The organism is Streptomyces sp. NPDC008092 (assembly GCF_042957285.1).
Taxonomy (GTDB): domain Bacteria; phylum Actinomycetota; class Actinomycetes; order Streptomycetales; family Streptomycetaceae; genus Streptomyces.
The window spans coordinates 89,024-110,051 of the sequence record NZ_JBIBHY010000007.1 but is presented as its reverse complement, the minus strand read 5'-3'; the positions used below and the strand labels follow the sequence as shown (position 1 = coordinate 110,051).

At 72.9% G+C, this 21,028-nt stretch carries 21 protein-coding genes; 10 read left to right on the top strand and 11 right to left on the bottom strand.

The features are described 5' to 3' along the window. Positions 1-13: 13 nt before the first annotated feature. Positions 14-673: a DUF1707 domain-containing protein gene (locus tag ACFZB3_RS23535; RefSeq protein ID WP_391378067.1), complete on the bottom strand. Its 660-nt coding sequence runs from the start codon at positions 671-673 to the stop codon at positions 14-16. A gap of 444 nt (positions 674-1,117) precedes the next feature. Here ACFZB3_RS23535 and ACFZB3_RS23530 point away from each other — a divergent pair, with 444 nt between their 5' ends. Genes ACFZB3_RS23530 through ACFZB3_RS23515 form a run of 4 tightly spaced genes read left to right on the top strand, consistent with a single transcriptional unit; the run spans position 1,118 to position 4,917 of the window. Then, positions 1,118-1,996, top strand: coding sequence for an alpha/beta fold hydrolase (locus tag ACFZB3_RS23530; RefSeq protein ID WP_391378065.1), 879 nt, complete (start codon positions 1,118-1,120; stop codon positions 1,994-1,996). Continuing rightward, positions 1,993-2,622, top strand: coding sequence for a hypothetical protein (locus tag ACFZB3_RS23525; protein ID WP_391378063.1), 630 nt, complete (start codon positions 1,993-1,995; stop codon positions 2,620-2,622). Before ACFZB3_RS23530 ends, ACFZB3_RS23525 begins: the two co-directional genes overlap by 4 nt. Continuing rightward, the gene (locus tag ACFZB3_RS23520) at positions 2,622-4,187 is read left to right on the top strand and encodes a hypothetical protein (protein WP_391378061.1); all 1,566 of its coding nucleotides are present in this window, start codon (positions 2,622-2,624) and stop codon (positions 4,185-4,187) included. Before ACFZB3_RS23525 ends, ACFZB3_RS23520 begins: the two co-directional genes overlap by 1 nt. A 40-nt stretch (positions 4,188-4,227) precedes the next feature. Next, complete coding sequence (locus ACFZB3_RS23515; protein ID WP_391378059.1) at positions 4,228-4,917, top strand: DUF169 domain-containing protein; 690 nt, start codon at positions 4,228-4,230, stop codon at positions 4,915-4,917. A gap of 28 nt (positions 4,918-4,945) precedes the next feature. Here the strand turns inward: ACFZB3_RS23515 and ACFZB3_RS23510 are convergent, their stop codons facing one another. Further along, positions 4,946-6,832, bottom strand: coding sequence for a ricin-type beta-trefoil lectin domain protein (locus ACFZB3_RS23510; protein WP_391378057.1), 1,887 nt, complete (start codon positions 6,830-6,832; stop codon positions 4,946-4,948). A 414-nt stretch (positions 6,833-7,246) separates the two neighbouring features. On the opposite strand from ACFZB3_RS23510, the gene galU reads away from it, so the two are divergent. Next, entirely contained in the window at positions 7,247-8,197 is a 951-nt protein-coding gene (galU, locus tag ACFZB3_RS23505; protein ID WP_391378055.1) for a UTP--glucose-1-phosphate uridylyltransferase GalU, read from the top strand. Positions 8,198-8,300: 103 nt separating this feature from the next. On the opposite strand, the gene ACFZB3_RS23500 is transcribed toward galU, so the two are convergent. Then, complete coding sequence (locus ACFZB3_RS23500) at positions 8,301-8,738, bottom strand: DUF4442 domain-containing protein (protein WP_391378854.1); 438 nt, start codon at positions 8,736-8,738, stop codon at positions 8,301-8,303. Between the two features lie 134 nt (positions 8,739-8,872). On the opposite strand from ACFZB3_RS23500, the gene ACFZB3_RS23495 reads away from it, so the two are divergent. Beyond that, complete coding sequence (locus ACFZB3_RS23495; RefSeq protein WP_391378053.1) at positions 8,873-9,889, top strand: hypothetical protein; 1,017 nt, start codon at positions 8,873-8,875, stop codon at positions 9,887-9,889. A gap of 129 nt (positions 9,890-10,018) precedes the next feature. Then, on the top strand, positions 10,019-11,347 hold the full coding sequence (locus ACFZB3_RS23490) for an MFS transporter (protein WP_391378051.1): 1,329 nt from the start codon (positions 10,019-10,021) through the stop codon (positions 11,345-11,347). On the opposite strand, the gene ACFZB3_RS23485 is transcribed toward ACFZB3_RS23490, so the two are convergent. The 3 genes from ACFZB3_RS23485 to ACFZB3_RS23475 form a co-directional block, all read right to left on the bottom strand. After that, positions 11,309-12,154: a fused MFS/spermidine synthase gene (locus ACFZB3_RS23485; RefSeq protein WP_391378049.1), complete on the bottom strand. Its 846-nt coding sequence runs from the start codon at positions 12,152-12,154 to the stop codon at positions 11,309-11,311. The genes ACFZB3_RS23490 and ACFZB3_RS23485 overlap by 39 nt on opposite strands. Positions 12,155-12,247: 93 nt before the next feature. Then, positions 12,248-13,417 carry an elongation factor Tu gene (gene tuf, locus ACFZB3_RS23480; protein WP_391378047.1) on the bottom strand — a complete coding sequence of 390 codons (1,170 nt, stop codon included), beginning with the start codon at positions 13,415-13,417 and terminating at the stop codon, positions 12,248-12,250. 95 nt (positions 13,418-13,512) lie between these two features. After that, entirely contained in the window at positions 13,513-13,680 is a 168-nt protein-coding gene (locus tag ACFZB3_RS23475) for a hypothetical protein (RefSeq protein WP_361299625.1), read from the bottom strand. Positions 13,681-13,731: 51 nt separating this feature from the next. Here ACFZB3_RS23475 and ACFZB3_RS23470 point away from each other — a divergent pair, with 51 nt between their 5' ends. After that, positions 13,732-14,496: a VTT domain-containing protein gene (locus ACFZB3_RS23470; protein ID WP_391378045.1), complete on the top strand. Its 765-nt coding sequence runs from the start codon at positions 13,732-13,734 to the stop codon at positions 14,494-14,496. A gap of 142 nt (positions 14,497-14,638) precedes the next feature. Here the strand turns inward: ACFZB3_RS23470 and ACFZB3_RS23465 are convergent, their stop codons facing one another. Then, positions 14,639-15,811: an acetyl-CoA C-acyltransferase gene (locus ACFZB3_RS23465; RefSeq protein ID WP_391378043.1), complete on the bottom strand. Its 1,173-nt coding sequence runs from the start codon at positions 15,809-15,811 to the stop codon at positions 14,639-14,641. A gap of 115 nt (positions 15,812-15,926) precedes the next feature. Here ACFZB3_RS23465 and ACFZB3_RS23460 point away from each other — a divergent pair, with 115 nt between their 5' ends. Further along, complete coding sequence (locus ACFZB3_RS23460; RefSeq protein ID WP_391378042.1) at positions 15,927-16,397, top strand: winged helix-turn-helix transcriptional regulator; 471 nt, start codon at positions 15,927-15,929, stop codon at positions 16,395-16,397. Positions 16,398-16,467: 70 nt separating this feature from the next. Here the strand turns inward: ACFZB3_RS23460 and ACFZB3_RS23455 are convergent, their stop codons facing one another. Both ACFZB3_RS23455 and ACFZB3_RS23450 read right to left on the bottom strand, forming a co-directional pair. Continuing rightward, the gene (locus ACFZB3_RS23455) at positions 16,468-17,397 is read right to left on the bottom strand and encodes a DUF6807 family protein (protein WP_391378040.1); all 930 of its coding nucleotides are present in this window, start codon (positions 17,395-17,397) and stop codon (positions 16,468-16,470) included. Continuing rightward, the gene (locus ACFZB3_RS23450) at positions 17,394-18,569 is read right to left on the bottom strand and encodes a Gfo/Idh/MocA family oxidoreductase (RefSeq protein WP_391378037.1); all 1,176 of its coding nucleotides are present in this window, start codon (positions 18,567-18,569) and stop codon (positions 17,394-17,396) included. The genes ACFZB3_RS23455 and ACFZB3_RS23450 overlap by 4 nt, the downstream gene beginning before the upstream one ends. 321 nt (positions 18,570-18,890) lie before the next feature. Here ACFZB3_RS23450 and ACFZB3_RS23445 point away from each other — a divergent pair, with 321 nt between their 5' ends. Next, positions 18,891-19,766 (top strand): undecaprenyl-diphosphate phosphatase, encoded by an 876-nt coding sequence (locus ACFZB3_RS23445; protein WP_391378035.1) that lies wholly within the window; start codon positions 18,891-18,893, stop codon positions 19,764-19,766. 42 nt (positions 19,767-19,808) lie between these two features. Here ACFZB3_RS23445 and ACFZB3_RS23440 read toward each other — a convergent pair whose 3' ends face one another. Both ACFZB3_RS23440 and ACFZB3_RS23435 read right to left on the bottom strand, forming a co-directional pair. Further along, on the bottom strand, positions 19,809-20,183 hold the full coding sequence (locus ACFZB3_RS23440; RefSeq protein WP_391378033.1) for a DUF4440 domain-containing protein: 375 nt from the start codon (positions 20,181-20,183) through the stop codon (positions 19,809-19,811). A 53-nt stretch (positions 20,184-20,236) separates the two neighbouring features. Beyond that, positions 20,237-20,944, bottom strand: a complete 708-nt coding sequence (locus ACFZB3_RS23435) for an alpha/beta fold hydrolase (RefSeq protein ID WP_391378031.1) — start codon at positions 20,942-20,944, stop codon at positions 20,237-20,239. Positions 20,945-21,028: the final 84 nt, after the last annotated feature.

Below are 21,028 nucleotides of genomic sequence, written 5' to 3'. Positions count from 1 at the left end.
GTCCCGGCCGGAGTCAGGCGCCCGCGGGACCGGTAGCGGGCCTGCGCAGCAGCCACTGTGCGAAGGTCCGCCGCGGGGGCCGCACCACCACGCGGCCGTGGGCCTTGTGGCCGACCAGTTCCACGCGCAGCGTGGGCGGCGTCGCCGGACTCGCGGGCGCCTGACGGTAGTCGACCTTGGTGTGCACCAGTTGCAGACCGTCGGTGTCGACCACGACGCCCGGCCTGGTGATCAGCGTCAGCGCCTTCCCGGTCATGGCCACGTCGATACGCAGGGTGTCGTGCGTGATCACGGCATCCGTGAAGTCGAGTGTCACCGCGCAGTACGTCACGGCCAGTTCCAGCCTGCGCGGTACCACCCAGCGCCCCACGCGCTCGACCGCGCCGCTGTGGACCTGCTCGATCCGTACCACGTCCTTGACTTCCGCTCCGAGCGCCCCGACCTCGGCCGAGACGGGCGGCAAGTCGGCGGTGAGCGGGGCCAGTTCGCTCCGCGTCCGGGCCGACAGGGCGGCTTCCAGGCGCTCGTCCAGCTCGTCCGCGGTCAGCAGGCCGTCCCCCGCCGCGACACGCAGCACGTCCACCACCCGGTCCCGGTCGGCGTGCGAGGCCCGCAGGTCGGGCGGCGAGACGGAGCCGGACTCCTTCCCGGTGGGCGAGATCTCTTCCGGCATGGTTCCCCTGGTCCTGTCGAAACGAGTCCGCGCGACGCGGGCGGCGACGCGGACAGCAGACTAACGCCATATCGCGACACCGCTCCCGGTCGGCGGCACCCCGTGCAGCCGGTGCGGCCCGAGATGCGACGTGACATGCGGCGCCGTAGGGTCGAGTGGTGCGCCGCCCCGAGGCGATGCCGGCAGTTCCCACTCCGTGCGGCGAGAGGCCAGCCCGTGCGCGGGCGGGTTCGGTGACCGGTTCGTCTCCCTTTCGGCACAGCATTCAGGGCACGACGCGGCCGCGACGGATCCGGCCCGAGCACACCTGGCCCCGCTCGGCCGGCCGCGCTGCGGCGGGCCGCCTTCCCGACCGTGGTCGCCCGTCCCCGCCGATCCGCGCGCCTGCCCGCGCGTCGCGAGCCGGGACCCCAGAAGCGACCGAGACGGAAGAGTTGATCGATCATGTCGAACAGCGACATCGCGCTGACCGCGCCGAATCAGTTCGTCGAGGGTGCCAACGGGGTCACGTACGCCTACCGGCGGTTCGGCACCGCCTCCGACGGCGTGCTGCCGCTGGTGATGCTGCAGCACTTCCGCGGCAACCTGGACAACTGGGATCCGCTGCTGCTCGGTTCGCTCGCCGCCCACCGCGAGGTCATCCCGGTCGACAACGCCGGGGTCGGCCTGTCGACCGGCACGGTGCCGAACACCATCACCGGGATGGCCCGCGACGCCATCACCTTCGTCGAGGCGCTCGGACTGCACCGGATCGACCTGTTCGGGTTCTCCATCGGCGGGATGGTCGCGCAGGAACTCACCCTCATCCGTCCCCAGCTCGTCCGCCGGCTCGTGCTGGCCGGTACCGGGCCGCGCAGCGGTGTGCTGATGCACGGCTGGATCAACGACGTCCAGTCCCTCGCCAACGTCGCCGACAACCATCCCGAGGACCTGCTCTCCCTGTTCTTCGAGGTCACCCCGACCAGCCAGCAGAAGGGCCGGGAGTTCCTGGAGCGGCGCGCCGCCCGGACCGAGGACCGGGACAAGCCGGCCGGTCTGCAGGCCCGCGACGCGCAGATGGACGCCATCACCGACTGGGGCATCCCCGACCCGGCCCAGCTGGACCGGCTGGCCGGGATCACCCAGCCGGTGCTGCTCGCCAACGGTGACAACGACATCATGATCCCGACGCCGAACACCTGGCTGCTGGCCGACCACCTGCCCAACGCGCGCGTCAGGATCTACCCCGACTCCGGGCACGGCTTCCTGTGGCAGTGGCCCGAGGAGTTCGCCGCGCTGATCCACAGTTTCCTGTCCGGCGCGGGCGAGGAAAAGGCTCCGTGATGGACACGACCGGCCGGGGGCGCGACCAGGTGCGCGGGCTGGAGCGGGCGTCGCACGCGGCGGCGGTCGCGGGGCTGCGGGTGCTGCTGTGGTGGCTCGGGCACGGGCTGGTGCTGGCGGTGCGGTGCAGCGCGGCGCTCCGGTCCCAGATCACGCGCGGTCTCACGGTGGAGATCTCCGCCGACGACGGTCCCGCCCGGCACTGGGACTTCGACGGGCAGCGGCGCGGCGTCTCCACCTCGGCGGGCCGGGCCGCCGCCCCCGACCTCGCGGTCCGCTTCCCCGGCAGCGGTCACGCACTGCGCGACCTGGTCTCGCCGGATGCCGTCGACGCCGTCATGCGCGACCGCATCGGGGGGACCGTCCGCGTCGAGGGCAACCACCTGCTCCTGATGTGGTTCCGCGGCCTGCTGCGGAGCGTGGTGCCCATCGGCGGGGCCGGTCCGCCCCGGCGTGCTCTGCCGGGTGCCTATGTGGCGCACGACCCGGCCGCCAACGGCGTCGAGAAGATCGTCGTCGAGCCGGCCGAGCAGCGGCTGGACCCGCGGTGGACCGGCGGCTGGAACGCGCGGGCCAAGCTGTGGATCGTACGCGGGACCAACGGGGAACCGCTGCGGGAGCCGTGATGGGCACCCATGCCGTGACCCCCCGGACGGCGGCGTCCGCACCCGCGCTGAACGACCGCGCCCTGGGCTGGCTGCGCTACATCTGGGACAAGGCCACCACCCCGGACGACTGGAGCGACCAGGGCGAACCGCTGCCGTGGTGGGACCGCTACACCGCGCCGCCCATGTGCTCCTTCCCCCGGTTCGACGTCCACAACATGGCCTACGTCCTGCCGGTCCTGCTCGAATCGACCCCGGCCTGGCGGGAGGTCTACACCCGCATCGCGGACGAACTCGTACGCCGCTACACCTCGTTCTGGGGCGCGGTCGACTGGTGCACGCTGATCGGTCCCGACCCCGGCGCGGACCGGTATCCCCCCGCGTGGCAGGCCTTCATCCCCGAAGAGCTGCGCGGCCGCTACCCGGTACCGGGCTGGACCGGGAACGGGATCGAACCGTGGGGACTGCAGCCCGACCCGTGCGGCGCCGACGGGAACGTCTTCTACCGGGGCTGGCTGAACCTGGTCCTCGGCATCCGCCGCTACGTCTCGGGCGAGGCCACCGAGCACCGGCCGTTCGAGATCACCGGGTACCAGAGCCGCCGGTTCACCTGGACCCACGCGCGGATCGCCGAGTTCATCTCCGCCCAGTTCCGCAGCCGCCCCCAGGGCCCGCACTGCGAGAACACCAAGATCTGGCCGTTCTGCGTCAGCGCCACCGGGCTCGGGCTCAAGCTCTACGACGCGCAGCTCGGAACCGACCTGAGCGAGCCGGTCCCGCGCTGGTTCGCGTACCTGCGCCGGCACTACATGAGCCTGACCCGCTCCGGCGAACTGCGCACCTTCGCCCTCTACTACGACCCGATGGAGCAGCGCCTGCACTCGCTGCCCGGGCCGTCCGTGGCGCACGGGGTGTTCCCCTGCCTGCTGTACATGTACCCGCAGGACCGCGAGTTCTCCTTGTGGATCTACGAGTTGGCGATGCGCCGGCTCGGCTGGCTGGACCCGGATCTCCCGCTGGGCAGGCTCCGGGCCGACCCCAACCACCTCAGCACGGCCCTGTGGATGGCGCACGAGACAGGGGACACCGCCACCGAGACCCGCATCCGGGAGTACGTCGAAAGGGAGTACCAGCCCCGGTTCTTCGGCGCGGAGAAGGACCGGTTCGGATTCTGGTTCGGCTACGACTCCACATGGCCCCGCGGACAGATCAACGCCATCCTGATGCTCGTCGAGAGCGGCACACCGGGAGCCTGGTGGCGGATCTTCAACGACCCCCTGCCCGCTCCGGCGTCGGAACCGCGGCTCAGGGGCGTCGACTATCCCGCCCTCGGCATCCGGCGCGCCCGCAACGACATGGTCCACCGCGTCCTCGACATCGAGACCACGGCCGCCACCCCGTCCCGGCGCGGCGCACCCACCAGTCTCACCGTCGACCGGCTCCCCGCCCCCGCCGACGTCTCGGTCACCGTCGACGACCGGGACACGGCCGGCTGGCACGTCACCGGTGCCGACTCCATCCGGCTCGACCTCGACATCGACACCCACCGGATCCGCATCGCCTTCCCAGGCGGCGGGTCGCGGTGAAACACCTCCTGCGCGCGAAGCGCACACGAAAGGTGCCCCTATGACGCCCGCATCCGCATGGGCGGCCCCGCTCACCGAGCTCCTGGGCCTCGTCCACCCGCCGGTCGCGATCACCTTCGACACCCGGCCCGCCGCCGGCGACGGCAGTCCCCCCGCCCAGCCCGCGGGCTGCTGCTTCTGGGAACCCGCCCAGCGACAGCCGCTCGACACCCGCCCCGCGGACCACGCCCACTGCAGCACCGGAAGCTACACCCACGGCCTGATCGACCAGGCCGACGCCGCCTCGGGCGCCGACACCGCCGCCCTGGTCGACAGCGGCTGGATCACCCCGGCCGACCTCGGCTCCGTCGCCCGCCTGCCGTTCCGGCCCACGTCGATCCGCTACGCGCCGCTGGCCTCCGCGGCCGGCGCGGACGTCGTGCTCGTCCGCCTCTCGCCCGCCTCGCTCATGACCCTCCAGGGCGCGTGCCCGGACCTGCGGCTCGCCTCCAGACCGCAGTGCCAGATCGTCCCGCTGGCCTACGGCGGCCAGGTCGCGGTCAGCCCGGGATGCGCGGTCAGCCGCGCCCGCACCGGCCTGCCCGCGCAGGAGCTGACCTGCGCACTGCCCGCCGCGCACCTGCCCGCCGTCGTCGACCGCCTGCGGCGGGCCGTCACCGCCGACCGGGCGGTCGCCGACTACGCCGCCGCCGACCGCCGCCGCTTCGCCGCAGTCGACCGACCCGCCTGATCCGGCCCGGACCCGGGCCGCCCCGGCCTCAGCCGAGCAGGCCGCCCACTCCGTTCACGACGTCCGGAACGGAGTCCAGAACGTCCGTCACCGTCACGGGTACGGAGTCCAGGACATCGCCGACCGCCTCGCCGAGCGATCCCGAGCCCGAGTCCGAGTCCGAGCCCGAGTCCGGGCCCGGCCCCCCGGGCTCCCGGGGTTCGGTCGGTGTGACGGCCACGGGAGGCTTCCGGTCCGCGGCCTGCGCGACCCGTGTGCCGTACGGATCCCCCGGTTCACCGGACTGCTCCCGCGGAACGGGCGGGGGCGCGGGGATCCCCGACGGCCCGGTCTCGCGGGGCACGGATGGTGCGGGGGGCGTGGCGCCCGGCCCGCCGGGCGTCACCGACGCGGCGCCGCTCCCGGACTCCAGGTCCCAGCGCTGCCGGACCGACCCGTTCCGCGCGGCCACGACCACCCGGGTGCCGTCCGCGGCCAGCGCGAGGCCCTTGTCCCAGCGGAGCACGAGCTCGCCGCGCACCGTCAGGTCGTACGACACCTCCCCCGCGTGCACCAGGCAGCCGGAGACCACGACCCGGCGCGCACCGGGGTCGGCGGCGAGGCACAGGGTGGGGTCGAGCGCGCTGCGCAGCATGCCGTCGTCCTGGTACGACCACTGCTGGGACCCGGCGTCCGAACAGGGGCCGAGCCGCAGTTCCGCCCCGGTCCGTACGCTGCCCCCGCGCACGTCGAGGCAGTGTCCGGCGTCGAGGCTGCGCAGCCTGCCGTGGGCGATCTCGACGGGCTCGCCCACGGAGGCCGGGGACGGGGAGCCCGAGGAGGGCGCGTTCGCGGCGGGGGCGGACCGGGTGGTGCCGGTGCCGGGGGCTCCCCAGGCGGTGGTGCCGGGGTGCGGGACACCGTTGTCGTCGGACCAGCCCTTGGTCACGAGCACGGTGGCGAGCAGTGCCAGGGAGACCAGGCCGGCACCGGCCAGCACGGCCTTGCGCCGTCCGCTCTCGGTCACGGTGCGGTGCCGTCCGCCGGGCACCGCCGCCGGGCCCGCGGCCTCGCCGCCGGCCGGCCAGGCCTCGACGACCGCGCCGGGTCCGGGCCGCGACTCCAGATAGCGGCGGGCGCCCCAGCCCAGCACGGTCTCGGCGAGCAGCACCTCAAGGCCGCCTTCGAAATGGCTGAGTTGTTCGGCGGCGTGCCGGCAGTACCGGCAGTCGGTGAGATGCCGTTGCACATCCGGGAGCAGAGCGCCGCCCCGGCGAATGGGGACGTCGAGGAGCCGGTTGTAGAAGCGGCATTCCTTCGAGGGCGCGAGTTCCCGGTGGGCGCGCACCAATCCGGTCCTGAATTGTTCGCGGGCCTGGTCGAGGGCGGCCGTCGCGGTAGCGGTGTCGACACCGAGCAGACCAGCGGGTATGTTTATCGGTTCGGCTTCGACCTCGGTGTGCCAGAGGAGGCATTGCGAGGCCCCCGGAAGAGCCTGGAAAGCACGTTCGGCGAGTTGCCGTCTTTCGGGGGTGCCGGGTCTCGCGGCACTGAGTCCGCGGCCGCCGGTGGTCTTGCGCAGTTCCGGTGCGACCACCGAAATGGCTTCGTCGGCGGCCCATGCCCGGACGGTCTCCCGAACCGCCACGAGGAGCTGCGGCCGCAGGGCGCCGCCCACCGCACCGCCGGCCAGCCGGCCGAGGACGCGCTCGAACGCGGCGCTGGCGACGAGTTGGGCGGTGGGCGTGGCGGCGGCGAGGCAGACCACGGCGTAGTCGCAGGTGGCGCGCCAGTGCCGGGCCAGCAGCAGGGCGACGGCATGATGCCGGGCCGCGGGATCTCCGGTGAGCTGGGCGACGAGATTGCGGTCGGACTCCCCCGGGGTCGAACCGGGGCGAGGCGGGTAAGGCGGGCGTGGGGGGTAGGGGGAATGCACTGAACCATTTCCTTCCGAGCCGCAGGACGGCATGCGAAATGGCGCCCTGACGGAATGCAGTGCTGATTGGTGCGTACCTTTTGGGGTCCATAACGGCCGGCCTGATGGCCGTACCGTTCTCCGGACCCTCCCGCGGGGTGGCTCACCTTTGCACACAGGCCTCACAGGAAACAAGAAGTTGAGGTGACCGAAGTTCAAAGAGGCGGGAATTCAGATAAGTTACCGTCGGTATCCGCATCCGGCCGGGATTCAGCGGCCGCACAGGTTCAACTTGTGTGCGTCACGGCCCCGATGGCACACGAAATCTTCAACTTCCGGACAGCCGGGGTCACCCATGGCGGAACGCCGGGTTGCACAGCCGCCTCCCACGATTCTCCCGGCCCCCTCTCATCCCGGTGGGCCAGCATGTGCCGCATGATCGCCCCCCACTCCGCCCCCGCCCCCTCGTCCCCCCGGCCGGTCCGCAAGGCCGTCGTCCCGGCGGCCGGGCTCGGCACCCGGTTCCTGCCCGCCACCAAGGCGACACCGAAGGAGATGCTGCCGGTCGTCGACAAGCCGGCCATCCAGTACGTCGTCGAGGAGGCCGCCAAGGCCGGGCTCGACGACATCCTCATGGTCACCGGCCGGCACAAGCGGGCCATCGAGGACCACTTCGACAACGCCTTCGAGCTGGAACAGGCGCTGGCCGCCAAGGGCGACACCGTGCGTCTGGACGCGGTACGCGATCCCGCGCGGCTCGCCGACATCCACCACATCCGCCAGGGCGACCCGCTCGGCCTCGGCCACGCGGTGCTGTGCGCCAGGCACCACGTGGGCGACCAGCCCTTCGCGGTGCTCCTCGGCGACGACCTGATCGACGCCCGCGAGACCCTGCTCAGCCGGATGCTGGACGTCCGCGACCGCCACCAGGGCAGTGTCGTCGCGCTGATGGAGGTCGACCCGTCCCAGGTCCACCTCTACGGCTGCGCCGCCGTCGAGCCGACCGGCGAGGACGGTGTGGTCCGGGTGACCGGGCTGGTGGAGAAGCCGTCCCCGGAGAAGGCGCCCAGCAACTACGCGGTCATCGGCCGCTACGTCCTCGACCCCGAGGTGTTCGGCGTCCTGGAGCGGACCGCGCCCGGCCGCGGCGGCGAGATCCAGCTGACGGACGCGCTGCAGGACCTGGCCGCGGCCGGCACGGTCCACGGGGTGGTCTTCGACGGGCTGCGCTACGACACCGGCGACAAGGCCGACTACCTGCGCACGGTGGTCCGGCTCGCCTGCGAACGTCCGGACCTGGGCCCGGAGTTCACGGCGTGGCTCAAGGAGTTCGTGGCGGGCCTGACGGAAGCGGGGGCCGGGCGCGAGGAGAGCCGCGCCGCCTGAGCGGCCCCGGCACAGGACGGGGCGAGGGTCCGGCGACCCTCACCCCGTCCGACGTGCGACAGCGGCGGCCGACGACGTCGCGCCGTCGGCACCGGTCCGCCGGTCAGCTGTTGGGACGCAGCGTCCAGACGACGGTCATCTCACCGGTGACCGCGCCGTCCTCGCGCGTGATGGCGACGGCCACCGGGAACTCGGGGCGCTTGCCCTCGTCGAGTTCGGCGACGACGTCGGCGACCGGGCGGCCCAGGGTCGCGGTGGCCTTGACCGGGCCGAGAGCGACCTTCCTGTAGGCGATCTCGGCGCTGACGGCGAGCGGCACGGCACGGGAGAGCTGGTCGCCGAAGGCGGCGAGCACGACCGCGCCGCTCGCGGACTCGGCGAGGGTGAACATCGCGCCCGCGTGCGGTCCGCCGATGTGGTTGTGGAAGTCTCCCTGGTCCGGCAGGGACAGCACGGCCCGCTCCGGAGTCGTCTCCAGGTACTCCAGGTTGAGGGTCCGCACCATCGGGACCGTGGCGGCGAGCATCTCGCCGATCGACATCTGGTCAGTGCTCATGACGAACATGTTACTAGCGAGTAGCAGAGTCTGGCCAGAGCGGTCGCAGTGACCGTCGTCATGGGCCGGGCGACGGCCCTCGCCGCGGACCGGACCGGGCGGCACTAGGGTTACGGGCCATGTGGCCAGAACAGCAGCCGCCAGGGGGCGAGCAGTACCCGCAGAGCAACCCGTATCAGCAACCGGGTTACCAGCAGCCGAATCCGTATCAGCAGCCGGGCTACCAGCAGTATCCGCAGCAGGGCGGGTACGGGCAGCAGCCGCAGTGGGGCCCGCCCGGGCCCGCCGGCGCTCCGCAGCCACCGCAGGGCGGGGGCGGGGGCGGCGACCGCACGAAGCTGGTCGCGATCATCGCGGCGACGGCCGTCGTGGTGGCGGCCGGGGTGACCGGTTTCCTGGTCCTCGGCGGCAAGAAGGACGACAAGGCGGACACCGGCAGGAACCAGCAGGCGACCCACTCGCCGGCGGTCTCCGCCTCCGCTTCCGTCTCTGCCTCCGCGTCGGCGGACGACGACCCGCGCGGTGGCGGCGGGACCGGGAAGCCGACGATCGCGGGCTGGAAGACCGTCGTGAACCCCAAGTGGGGCACGGCCTTCGACGTACCGGCCGACTGGGAGGTCCTCACCCCGGGAACGTCCATCGGTTTCGAGGACAAGGAGGGCAAGCCGATCATCACGATGTCGGCGCCCGCCCAGTTCAGGTCGAAGTGGTGCACGAGCGACGACGACAAGGACGGCAGGACCGAGGACACGTCACTGGCGGGGGTGGGCACCAAGGGCGAGAGCGGCGCGAAGACCCCGGGCGACGCGGCCGTCACGGAGGTCCCCTGGTGGGTGTACGGCGGTTACACGTACCCGGACAAGAAGACCATCACCTACGACAAGAAGGCCACCGCCTACACCACCGCGTCGGGCCTCAAGGGCGCCTACGCCTGGGCGCGTTCGGCGAACAGCCCGCAGAAGGGCAAGTGCGCGAGCGACGGCAAGGCGATCACCTTCGGCTTCGAGAACTCCGCGGGCGACCTGGTGTCGTGGGACTTCTACGGCGCCCGGGGAGTGAACGGAGAGGTCCCGACGGCGACGATCATGAAGATCCTCAGCACGGTCCGGCTGCACGGCACCCCGACCGGAAGCTGACCGCGCCCGGGGACCGGACGGCCGTGGAACGGACGCCCGCGGACCGGACGCCCGCGGACCGAATGTCCGGGAATCGGATGCCCGGGAATCGGGTTGGCAGCGCGGGCTCCCGGCGGGGATAGTCGGGCGGTGACCTCAGCCTCCGGCTCCCCCGGCCCCTCGGGTGCCCCCGGCACCGCCTCCCGCCTGCGCAGGCCCGCCTGGGCGGGCCGCAACTACAGCCTGCTGACCGCGGCGACGATCGTGACGAGCCTGGGCGCCAACGGCTCGCTGATCGCTGCCGCGTTCGCGGTGCTGGACGCGGGCGGCGACGCCGGGGACGTCGGACTGGTGGCCGCGGCCCGCACCTTCCCGCTGGTGCTGTTCCTGCTCGTCGGCGGCGCGGTGGCGGACCGTTTCCCCCGCCACCGCGTGATGGTCGCGGCGAACGCCCTCAACTTCCTCTCCCAGGGCACCTTCGCCGTCCTCGTGCTCACCGGGAGCCCCCGCCTGTGGCAGATGATGCTGCTCACCGCGCTGGGCGGCACCGGCCAGGCGTTCTTCAGCCCGGCGGCGGAGGGCATGCTGCTGTCCTCGGTGAGCGGCGAGCAGGCGGGCCGGGCGTTCGCCGTGTTCCGGATGGCGATGCAGAGCGCCGCCCTCGGCGGCGCGGCCCTGGGCGGCGCGCTGGTGGCGGCGGTGGGCCCCGGCTGGGTGCTGGCGGTGGACGCGGCGGCGTTCGCGGTCGCCGGTGCGCTGCGTTCGTTCCTCGACGTCAGCCATGTCCCGCCGCGCGCCCCGGGCGGCGGGATGCTGGCCGATCTCCGGGAGGGCTGGCGGGAGTTCACGGGCCGCCCGTGGCTGTGGGGGATCGTCGTGCAGTTCTCGATCGCGAACGCGGTGGTGGGCGCCGCCGACTCGGTCTACGGCCCGCTGGTCGCCCGCGACAGCCTGGGCGGACCCGGCCCCTGGGGCCTGGCGCTGGCCGCGTTCGGCGCGGGTACGGTGGCCGGTGCCCTCCTGATGACCCGCTGGAAACCCCGCCGGCTCCTGTTCGTCGGCACCCTCTGCATCTTCCCGCTCGCGCTGCCCGCCGCGGCGCTCGCGATACCGGCCCCCGTGGGAGTCCTCTGCGCGGTGATGTTCGCGGCGGGCAGTACGGTCGAGGTCTTCGGCGTCTCCTGGATGACCGCACTGCACCAGGAGATCCCCGAGGAGAAGCTCTCCCGGGTCTCGGCCTACGACTGGTTCGGCTCCGTCTCCCTGCTGCCCCTGGCGATGGCGCTGGCGGGCCCCGCCGAGCAGGCCTTCGGCCGGGGCCCGGCCCTGTGGGGCTGCGCGGGCCTGGTCGTCGCCGTCACGGCCGCGGTCCTCCTCGTCCCGGACGTACGCAACCTGACCCGCCGCACGGTCCCGGTCACCACACGGCCGTCGGCCGCCTCACCCGATCCCGAACGCTCCGCCGGGGGGCTCGGGTGACGGTACGGCGTCCGTGTCCCCGACCGGACGGGCCGCGCCGACGAACTCCCGCAGCGCGGCGCCGTGTTCGACCCGCGCCGGAAAGGCGTCGGCGGCCGTACGACGGGCCAGCCGGCCGGCGTCGACCGGCCGGTGCGAGGCGATGAGCACCGCGTTCCCGAACCGCCGTCCGCGCAGCACACCGGGTTCGGCGATGAGCGCCAGCTCCTCGAAGACGACGGCGAACGTGGCGAGCTGGGAGCGCAGGAAGCCGAAGGGGGCCGAGTCCGCGAGGTTCGCGAGGTAGACCCCGTCAGCCCGCAGCACCCGCTCGGCCTCCCGCGCGTAGCCCAGCGAGGTCAGATGCGCGGGGATCCGGGACCCGCCGAAGACGTCCGCGATCAGCACGTCCGCCGAGTCCGCGGGCGCCGCCTCCAGCCAGCCGCGCGCGTCGGCGGCGTGCACCGCGATCCCGGCCCGCTCCGGCAGCGGCAGATGCTCGGTGACCAGCTCCAGCAGCTCCCGGTCGGCGTCCACGACGTCCTGCCGGGACCCGGGCCGGGTCGCCGCCACGTACCGCGGGAGCGTGCAGGCGCCGCCGCCGAGATGCAGCACGTCCAGGGGCGCGCCGGCCTCCGCCACCGCGTCCAGCACGTACCCGAGCCGCCGGGCGTACTCGAACTCGAGATGCGTCGGCTCGTCGAGATCCACGTACGACTGCGGCGCCCCGTCGACGGTCAGCAGCCAGGCCCGCTCCCGGTCGACGTCGGGCATCAGTTTGGCGGTCCCGTGCCCGGTGACACGCACGACAGGTATGGCTTCGTTCACTCCTCCATTGTGCGGCGCCCGTACCGGACCCACGGGCGCGGGGGACTGCGCGACCGGCCCCCGCCGGCCCGCAGTCCCCCGCCCACCGCGACCTCACTCCACGGAGGTCACCGTCCCGGCGCCGACGGTCCGGCCGCCCTCACGGATGGCGAACCCCAGCCCCGCCTCCAGCGGAACGTCGCGTCCCAGCTCCACGGTCATCTCCACCGTGTCCCCGGGCCGGGCGACCGCCGTCTCACCGAGGTCGACGTCCCCGACCACATCCGCCGTACGGATGTAGAACTGCGGCCGGTACCCCGTCGCGACAGGAGTCGTACGACCCCCTTCGCGCCCCGACAGGACGTAGACCCGCGCCGAGAACCGCCGGGCCGGCACCACGCTCCCCGGCGCCGCCACCACGTGCCCCCGCCGCACCGCGTCGCGGGGCACGCCCCGCAGCAGCAGCGCCACGTTGTCCCCGGCCTGCGCCTCGTCCATCGGCTTCCCGAAGGTCTCCAGCCCGGTGACGACGGTCTCGACGTCGGCGCCGAGCACCTCCACCCGGTCCCCGACCCGCACGGTCCCCCGCTCGACGGCACCGGTCACGACGGTCCCGCGCCCGGTGATGGTGAGCACGTTCTCCACCGGCAGCAGGAACGGCGCGTCCAGGTACCGCTCGGGCATCGGCACGTAGGTGTCCACCGCGTCGAGCAGCGCCTCGATGGACGCCGTCCACCGCGGGTCGCCCTCCAGCGCCCTGAGCCCGGAGACCCGTACGACGGGCACGGAGTCGCCGCCGTAGCCCTGCGCGGTGAGCAGTTCCCGCACCTCCAGCTCCACGAGGTCGGTGAGCTCCTCGTCCCCCGCGTCGGCCTTGTTGAGCGCGACCACGATGTGGTTCACGCCCACCTGCCGGGCGAGCAGCACGTGTTCGGCGGTCTGCGGCATGATCCCGTCGAGCGCGGAGACCACGAGGATCGCGCCGTCCAGCTGCGCGGCCCCGGTGACCATGTTCTTGACGTAGTCGGCATGGCCCGGCATGTCCACGTGGGCGTAATGCCGGGTGTCGGTCTCGTACTCGACGTGCGCGATGTTGATGGTGATGCCGCGGGCGGCCTCCTCGGGGGCCCGGTCGATGCGGTCGAAGGGCACGAACGTGCCGGTGCCGCGCTCGGCGAGGACCTTGGTGATGGCGGCGGTCAGGGTGGTCTTGCCGTGGTCGACGTGGCCCATCGTGCCGATGTTGAGATGCGGTTTGGTGCGGACGTATGCCGTCTTGGGCATGGCTGTACCTCGAAGCTTGTCCGTAGGAAGAGCGGGGACCCCGAGGAACCGGCCGACCCTCCCCCTGCGGGGTCCGCCGGACTTTCCGGGGAGGGTCAGCTTCGGGCGCCGTCGACAGCGGCCGCGAGAACGGGAACGGCAGCCTTCGGCGCATCCGCGACTGCGGATGCTGCGACGAGGAAGGCGAACCGGAACATGACACAGATCATGTCCGACGCGTCGCCCCACGTCGAACGGTTTTCCGCGGCGCCGATTTCACCCAAGGGACGGGAACCATACGGCGATCACACATCCGCTTCGGTTAGTGTCGCCGAATGCTCGATGCCAACCGCTCTGGCACCGCCACGGCCCCTCCCCGGGCCGCCGCCAAGGAGCTGACCGTCACCGTGCCCGCTCCCCCGAGCTTCGGCGCACGCTGCACCCGCGTGCTGCTGTCGCCGTGGTCCCGGCTGTCCCTGCTCCTCGCCCTGCTGGCGGCGGCCGGGGCGTCGGTGCTGCTCTTCGAGCCGCAGAAGCTGATGACACAGGGCTGGCCGCCGCATGTGGCGGGCACCACCGCGGTGGTGGTCTTCGCCGTGGCGTACGGCCTGATCACGGTGGCCTTCGTGCCCCGGCCGCTCCTCAACCTGGCGGCCGGCGCGCTGTTCGGTTCGGCGCTGGGCATGGGCGCGGCCATGGCCGGCACCGTGCTGGGGGCGTGGCTCTCCTTCGCGCTCGGCCGGATGCTCGGCCAGGAGGCGCTGCGCCCGCTGCTGCGCGGCCGGCTGCTGAAGGCGGCGGACAACCAGTTCAGCAAGCACGGCTTCCGCTCGATGCTGGCGGTACGGCTGTTCCCCGGCGTCCCGTTCTGGGCGGCGAACTACGCGGCCGCCGTCTCCCGCATGCGGTACACCCCGTTCCTGGTCGCGACCGCCCTGGGCTCGATCCCGAACGTCGCCGCCTACGTCGTGGCAGGCGCCCGCGCCTCGACCCCGACGTCCCCGGTGTTCCTGATCTCGGTGGCGGCGATCGTCGTACCGGCGGTGGCCGGAGCAGTGGTCGCCTGGAGAAAACGCCACCACCTACGCCCCAAGCGGTAGCAACGCCCCGTCACTGAAGCGCCCCGACAGGGGCGCTGGGGGTACCCCCGGCCGGAGGCTGGGGGAGGAACTGCGCGACCAGCCCCCACGGCGCGCCGGCCGCCCACCGACACCGAGCGGCACCCCATGGGGCGCACAGTCCCTACCGCACCGCCTCCAGAATCATCGCGTTCGCCAACCCACCCGCCTCGCACATGGTCTGCAACCCGTACCGCGCCCCACGCTCCCGCATGGCATGCACCAGCGTCGTCGTCAGCCGAGTCCCGCTCGCCCCCAGCGGATGCCCCAGCGCGATCGCCCCACCGTGCACGTTCACCCTGGCGAGATCCGCCCCGGTCTCCTGCCGCCAGGCCAGCACCACGCTGGAGAACGCCTCGTTCACCTCGAACAGGTCGATGTCCTCGATGCCGAGCCCCGCCCGCCGCAGCACCTTCTCCGTCGCCGGGATCACGCCGGTCAGCATGAGCAGCGGGTCGGAGCCGGTCACGGCGAACGAGTGCAGCCGGGCCAGCGGGCGCAGCCCGAGCCGGGCCGCGGTCTCCTCGGCCATGATCAGAACCGCGGACGCGCCGTCGTTGATCGGGCTCGCGTTGCCCGCCGTCACGTTCCACTCGATCTGCGGGAACCGCTCGGCGAACCCGGGGTCGTAGTAGGCGGGCTTGAGTCCGGCGAGGACCTCGGCGGTGGTGCCGGGCCGTACCGACTCGTCGCGGGCGACGCCGTCCAGCGGAGCGACTTGCGCGTCGAACAGCCCCGCCTCCCACGCGGCCGCCGCCTTCCGGTGCGAGGAGACGGCGAAGGCGTCCATCTCCTCCCGTCCGATGGACCACTTCGCGGCGATCAGCTCGGCGCTGATGCCCTGCGGGACCAGGCCCTCCGGGTAGCGCGCGGCGACTCCGGGACCGAAGGGGTCCTTGCCGGCCGGCACGTTGGACCACATCGGCACCCGGCTCATCGACTCGACGCCGCAGGCGACGACGATGTCGTAGGCGCCGGACATGACGCCCTGCGCGGCGAAGTGCACGGCCTGCTGGGAGGAGCCGCACTGGCGGTCCACCGTGGTGGCCGGGACCGTCTCGGGGAAGCCCGCGGACAGGACGGCGTACCGGGTGGTGTTCATGGCCTGCTCGCCGACCTGGTCGACGGTGCCGCCGATCACGTCGTCGACGAGGGCGGGGTCGACGCCGGAGCGCTCGACGAGGGTGCGCAGGGTGTGGGCGAGGAGTTCGACAGGGTGGACGTGCGCCAGGGACCCGTTCGGCTTGCCCTTGCCGACGGGGGTGCGCACGGCTTCGACGATGACTGCGTCACGCATCACGGGGACCTCGATTGCCAGTCTCGACCACCGGCTCGATTACCGGTGAGTAGGAAATCCGAACCCACCATAACTCCGAGGGTTTGAAAATCCAACCCTCCACTAGACTGACCCCATGGCCGCCCCCAAGGACCCCCGCCCATGCTCGATCGCCGACGCCCTGGCGCTGGTCGGCGAGAAGTACTCCCTGCTGGTCCTGCGGGAGGTGTACCTGGGCAACGGCCGCTTCGACCGGCTGGTGCGCAACATCGGTGCCCCGCGGGACATCCTGGCCACCCGGCTGCGCCGGCTCGTCGACGCGGGGATCCTCACCAAACGCGTCTACAGCGAGCGGCCGCAGCGCTTCGAGTACCGGGCCACCCAGGCGGGCCTCGAACTGGAGCCGGTCCTGATGACCCTGATGGCCTGGGGCGACCGCCACCTGCACCCGGGCGGCGACCGCCCGATGGTGATCGAGCACAGCTGCGGCAAGACGCTCGCGGCGGTCGTCGTCTGCGAGGCCTGCGGCGACCCGGTACGGCACGAGGACCTGACGGCCCACCCGCAGGCACCGGGCTGGACCGTCAGCGGACCGGAAGCCGCCTGAGCGGCCTACTTCCCCCGGCCGCTCGCGCCGGGCCGCCCGGCCGCCCCCCGCGCGCGACCTCCCCGCCCGTTCACCAGGGGTGCGCCTCCAGGTACTTGGCGATCTCCGCGCGCTCCCAGGCACCGTCGGCGACGACGACCCGGTAGCGGCGCCGCAGGGTGTCGCCCGGGGCCAGCTCCAGCTCGTCGTGGAAGGCCCAGGAGGGGGCGATGCCGGCGAACGGGTCGTTGCGCACGAACCAGTGCGCGGGGTGGCTGCCGCGGGCACCCGAGTGGTCGTTCTCCGGGGCGTGTTCGAAGACGACGGTGGCATGGCCGTCGGTGCCGTCGTGCTCGCCGGACAGCGCCAGCCAGGGGGACTGCGAGCCCATGGCCTCCGGACCCTCCCCCGCCGGGCCGACGATCCGGCCGTCCCGGAAGGCACGCGGGCCGCGCCAGAACAGGCCGGTGTAGCCCGCCTGTTCGCGCCCGGCCGTGGTCGGGCTGCCGAACAGCAGCGGTTCGGTACGGCGGTTGGTGATCGCACTCGTCCAGGTGAGCGCCCACGAACGGGACCCGGGGTCCACGTCGTGGACCTCGATGCGGCGCCGCTCCTCCGCCCACAGCGTCCCGTCGTACGGATGCCAGGTCAGCCGCTCCGCGACGACCAGGCGGCCGTCGGCCGACGACAGCTCGTCGAAGCCGGCGTGCCGCATCGAGCCGACGCGCTCCGGGATGGCGAGGTAACCCTCGCCGTGCACATAGGAGTTGCCGCCCCACAGGTTCGCGCCCGACAGGTGCGAGGCGGTCAGGGAGAGGCCCTTGTGCCAGCGGTGGTCGTTGGGCCGGTAGTCGGTGACGACGTCCCCGCCGAGGGTACGGACCGGGTGCAGGTAGGGCCTCGGCGCCTCCCAGGCCGCCTCGGGCCGGTAGACGTACGAGAAGAGCTGCACCCCGGTGACCGGCTCGGTCACGGTGACCCGGTCGCCGTGGGTGTGCGTGATCCGCAGTTCGCCGCTCACGCGGACACCTCCTCGCGCTCGACCGGCTCCTCACGCTCGACCGGCGCCCAGCCCGGGGCGCCCCCGTGCAGGGCCGTGTAATAGGGATCACCCGGACCGATCTCGCCCGCGCGGACGGTCGTACCGGTGAACGCCGCCTTGTACAGCGCGGTGACCAGCTCCAGGCTGGTGCGCCCGTCGGCGCCGCTGCTGCGCGGCCGCTCCCCCGCCCGCATGGCGGCGATCAGCTCACGCAGCTGGGCCAGGTGCGAGCTGGGCACGTCCGGGCCGAAGTCCCGCCAGGCGGCCGCCTCTTCGGCGGGGACGCCCGGGGCGGGGATGATGCGCCAGTTGTCGTTGGCGTGCCCGTACAGATGGGTCAGTTCGACCGTCGCGCGCTCGCAGTCGATGCGGATGCGGCTCACCTCGTCGGGGCTGAGCACGCTGTTCACGACGGTGGCCAGGGCGCCGTTCGCGAACCGGAGCAGGGCGGTGGAGACGTCCTCGGTCTCCACGTCGTGCACCAGCCGGCCGGCCATCGCCCGCACCTCGCTCCACGGCCCGAGCAGGTCGAGGAGCAGATCCGTCTGGTGGATGCCGTGGCCCATCGCCGGGCCCCCGCCCTCGGTCGCCCAGCGGCCCCGCCAGGGCACCGCGTAGTAAGCGGTGTCCCGGTACCAGGTGGTCTGGCAGTGGGCGACCAGCGGACGGCCCAGTGCCCCCTCGGCCAGCAGCCGACGCACGTGGGCCGCCCCGGAGCCGAACCGGTGCTGGAAGACGATGGACGCGTACGGCCCGCCGTCCGTGCCCTCCGCCGCCTCGACCGCGTCGAAGTCGGCGAGGCTCGGTACCGGCGGCTTCTCGCACCACACCCAGGCGCCGGCCCGCAGCGCGGCCACCGTCTGGTCCCGGTGCAGGGTCGGCGGGGTGCCGATGGTGACCAGGTCGGGCCGCTGTTCGGCGAGCATCCGGTCCAGGTCTGTGTAGGCGTGCGGGATGCCCGCCTCGGCGCGGAACTCCTCGACGGCTCTGGCATCGATGTCGACGGCGGCGACGACCTCGGTCTCACCCTCCGCGGCCAGCCGGGCGAGGGCGGGCAGATGGGAGCCGCGCCCGATGGCGCCGGCGCCGACGACGGCGGCCCGGATGCGGCGGCCGCCGAAGGGGTCCGCGGAGCGGGGGGAGCGGGGCATGGACGTGATCAGCACTCCTCGGGCGTGTACCGGCGATGGGCGAACTCCCGCCCGAGGTGCGCCGCACCGCACCCCGATGTACGGAGCAAGCGCTTTCCCCTGCTGAAACGTAAGCGGCGGCACCTTGACCGGTCAACACCCCGTTGCCGCCCGGCCGCCTGTCGAACCCCTGTGTCCGCGCCGTCACCCCGGCCCGCTACGCTGCGGTGGCACGCGCATGATCACGGGCACACGTGCACCCGTGTGCCGACGCACGGCCGCGTGAGCACGCGTGCCCGAGCGACCGCCAGCCCCTTCCTCACCCTGGGACGCCGTACCTTCATGTCTTGGTTTGAATCGCTGGTCCTCGGCCTCGTCCAGGGGCTGACCGAGTTCCTGCCCGTCTCCTCCAGCGCGCATCTGCGGCTGACCGCGGCCTTCTCCGGCTGGAAGGACCCTGGGGCCGCCTTCACGGCGATCACCCAGATCGGCACGGAGACCGCGGTGCTGATCTACTTCCGCAAGGACATCGGGCGGATCGTCTCGGCCTGGTTCAGGTCGCTGTTCGACAAGGCGATGCGCCGGGACCACGACGCGCAGATGGGCTGGCTGGTGATCGTCGGCTCGATCCCGATCGGCCTGCTGGGCGTGACGTTGAAGGACCAGATCGAGGGCCCGTTCCGCGACCTCCGCATCACCGCGACCATGCTCATCGTCGTGGGCGTCGTCATCGGCATCGCCGACCGGCTGGCCGCCCGCGACGAGGCGGGCCGTCGGCACCGGGCCCCCAAGCAGCGCAAGACGCTGGAGAACCTGAGCGTGAAGGACGGCCTGATCTTCGGCCTCTGCCAGGCCTGCGCCCTGATCCCCGGCGTCTCCCGCTCCGGCGCCACCATCAGCGGGGGCCTGTTCATGGGCTACAGGCGCGAGGCGGCCGCCCGCTACTCCTTCCTGCTCGCCATCCCGGCGGTGCTGGCCTCCGGCGCCTTCGAGGTCAAGGACTCGGTGAGCGAGGGCCACGTGGCCTGGGGGCCGACCCTGTTCGCGACGGTGATCGCGTTCGCGTCGGGCTATGCGGTGATCGCGTGGTTCATGAAATGGATCTCCAACAAGAGCTTCATGCCGTTCGTCTGGTACCGCGTCGCCCTCGGTATCGTGATCATCGCCCTGGTCTCGGCGGACGTACTGAGCCCGCACGCGGCGGAGTCGGCGAGCTAGGCGCTCCACGGAAAGCGCCACGACGCGCCGTCGGCCGTGTGCTCAGGCGCGGCCGGCCACCGGGGTGCCCTGGTGGTGGAAGAGGCGCCAGCCCGTCTCCGTGAGCCGCCACAGGGAGCTGCGCCGGACCCGGCGGCCCTGGTTGTCCGCGAAGTACGTCAGGTGCACGATGCCCGGGGCCAGGACGGTCCCGGACATCTCGGTCACCTCGACCGGTGACTCCGGGGACACCGAGCCGTCGCCGGTCACCGTCAGGATGGACGTCGCGTCCCAGCGGCGGCCGGACGCCCCGACCTCGGTGAACTCCGGATCGAGCAGCTCCAGGACGAGGTCCGGGCGGGCGCGCACCCCGGGATCGAGGAGCCGCAGCTCCGCGTCGACCGCCGCCTGTACCGCCCGCTGGTTCCCGTCCGTCATGCGCCGACCCTACGGACCCGCGGCTGCCGGACCCAGCGAATATCCGCCCGGGATCAGCCCAGCTTGAGCAGGAGGTCGGCGAGTCCGGCCGGCATGGTGATCATGCAGTCGTGGCCGGTGGGCAGTTCCCACACCTGGTCGGTGGCGGGGACCGGCCGCCGGACGATGCCCTCCGGGACGTTCGCCACGCAGTGGATGTGGGTCCGCGGGATCGCGCCCACGGCAGGATCGTCCAGGCGCACCGGCTGCTGGAGGCTGCGCACCGGCTGGTCGGACAGCATGCCGCGCAGCCACGCCACGTCCGCCGCCTCGGTCACCCCGAACAGGCCGTGGGGCGGCGGCAGTTCGGGCAGCGGCGGGACCCGCCAGCCGCTGTCGGACGCGAGGGCGCTGTCGATCAGCCCCCGGGTCAGGGGCTGGACGTCGGCCGCGCTCTCGCCGTGCTCCGGGACCATCGCGTCGAGGTAGACCAGATGCCCGACGCGGTCGGGGACTTCGTTGGCGGCGGCCGAGACGACCAGCCCCGCGTAGCTGTGCCCGACGAGGACGACGCCGGTCAGGTCCTCGTCCCTGATCAGCCCGACGACGTCGGCCACGTGGGTGTCGAGACCGACCTCGGGTCCGAGCAGACGGGCCTTCTCACCGTGCCCGGTCAGGGAGGGTGCGTACACCCGGTGCCCCGCCGCCGTCAGCAGGGGGACCACCCGCTCCCAGCACTCCCCGCTGTGCCAGGCACCGTGTACCAGCAGATACGTCGACATGATCGTGCTCCTCGGCTTGCTCGTCGCTGTCACCGACCACGCTGCGGCCCGGCCCCGGACCGGGGCAGAGCCCTGCCGGTCCTG

Bases quoted from the DNA above. Each gene is read 5' to 3' on its own strand.
- ACFZB3_RS23520 (WP_391378061.1), top strand. From the start codon at position 2,622: ATGGGCACCCATGCCGTGACCCCCCGGACGGCGGCGTCCGCACCCGCG.
- ACFZB3_RS23535 (WP_391378067.1), bottom strand. From the start codon at position 673: ATGCCGGAAGAGATCTCGCCCACCGGGAAGGAGTCCGGCTCCGTCTCG.
- ACFZB3_RS23465 (WP_391378043.1), bottom strand. From the start codon at position 15,811: ATGCGTGACGCAGTCATCGTCGAAGCCGTGCGCACCCCCGTCGGCAAG.
- ACFZB3_RS23470 (WP_391378045.1), top strand. From the start codon at position 13,732: ATGCTCGATGCCAACCGCTCTGGCACCGCCACGGCCCCTCCCCGGGCC.
- ACFZB3_RS23500 (WP_391378854.1), bottom strand. From the start codon at position 8,738: ATGTCGATCGGCGAGATGCTCGCCGCCACGGTCCCGATGGTGCGGACC.
- galU (WP_391378055.1), top strand. From the start codon at position 7,247: ATGATCGCCCCCCACTCCGCCCCCGCCCCCTCGTCCCCCCGGCCGGTC.
- ACFZB3_RS23460 (WP_391378042.1), top strand. From the start codon at position 15,927: ATGGCCGCCCCCAAGGACCCCCGCCCATGCTCGATCGCCGACGCCCTG.
- ACFZB3_RS23530 (WP_391378065.1), top strand. From the start codon at position 1,118: ATGTCGAACAGCGACATCGCGCTGACCGCGCCGAATCAGTTCGTCGAG.
- ACFZB3_RS23435 (WP_391378031.1), bottom strand. From the start codon at position 20,944: ATGTCGACGTATCTGCTGGTACACGGTGCCTGGCACAGCGGGGAGTGC.
- tuf (WP_391378047.1), bottom strand. From the start codon at position 13,417: ATGCCCAAGACGGCATACGTCCGCACCAAACCGCATCTCAACATCGGC.
- ACFZB3_RS23445 (WP_391378035.1), top strand. From the start codon at position 18,891: ATGTCTTGGTTTGAATCGCTGGTCCTCGGCCTCGTCCAGGGGCTGACC.
- ACFZB3_RS23515 (WP_391378059.1), top strand. From the start codon at position 4,228: ATGACGCCCGCATCCGCATGGGCGGCCCCGCTCACCGAGCTCCTGGGC.
- ACFZB3_RS23450 (WP_391378037.1), bottom strand. From the start codon at position 18,569: ATGCCCCGCTCCCCCCGCTCCGCGGACCCCTTCGGCGGCCGCCGCATC.
- ACFZB3_RS23495 (WP_391378053.1), top strand. From the start codon at position 8,873: ATGTGGCCAGAACAGCAGCCGCCAGGGGGCGAGCAGTACCCGCAGAGC.
- ACFZB3_RS23440 (WP_391378033.1), bottom strand. From the start codon at position 20,183: ATGACGGACGGGAACCAGCGGGCGGTACAGGCGGCGGTCGACGCGGAG.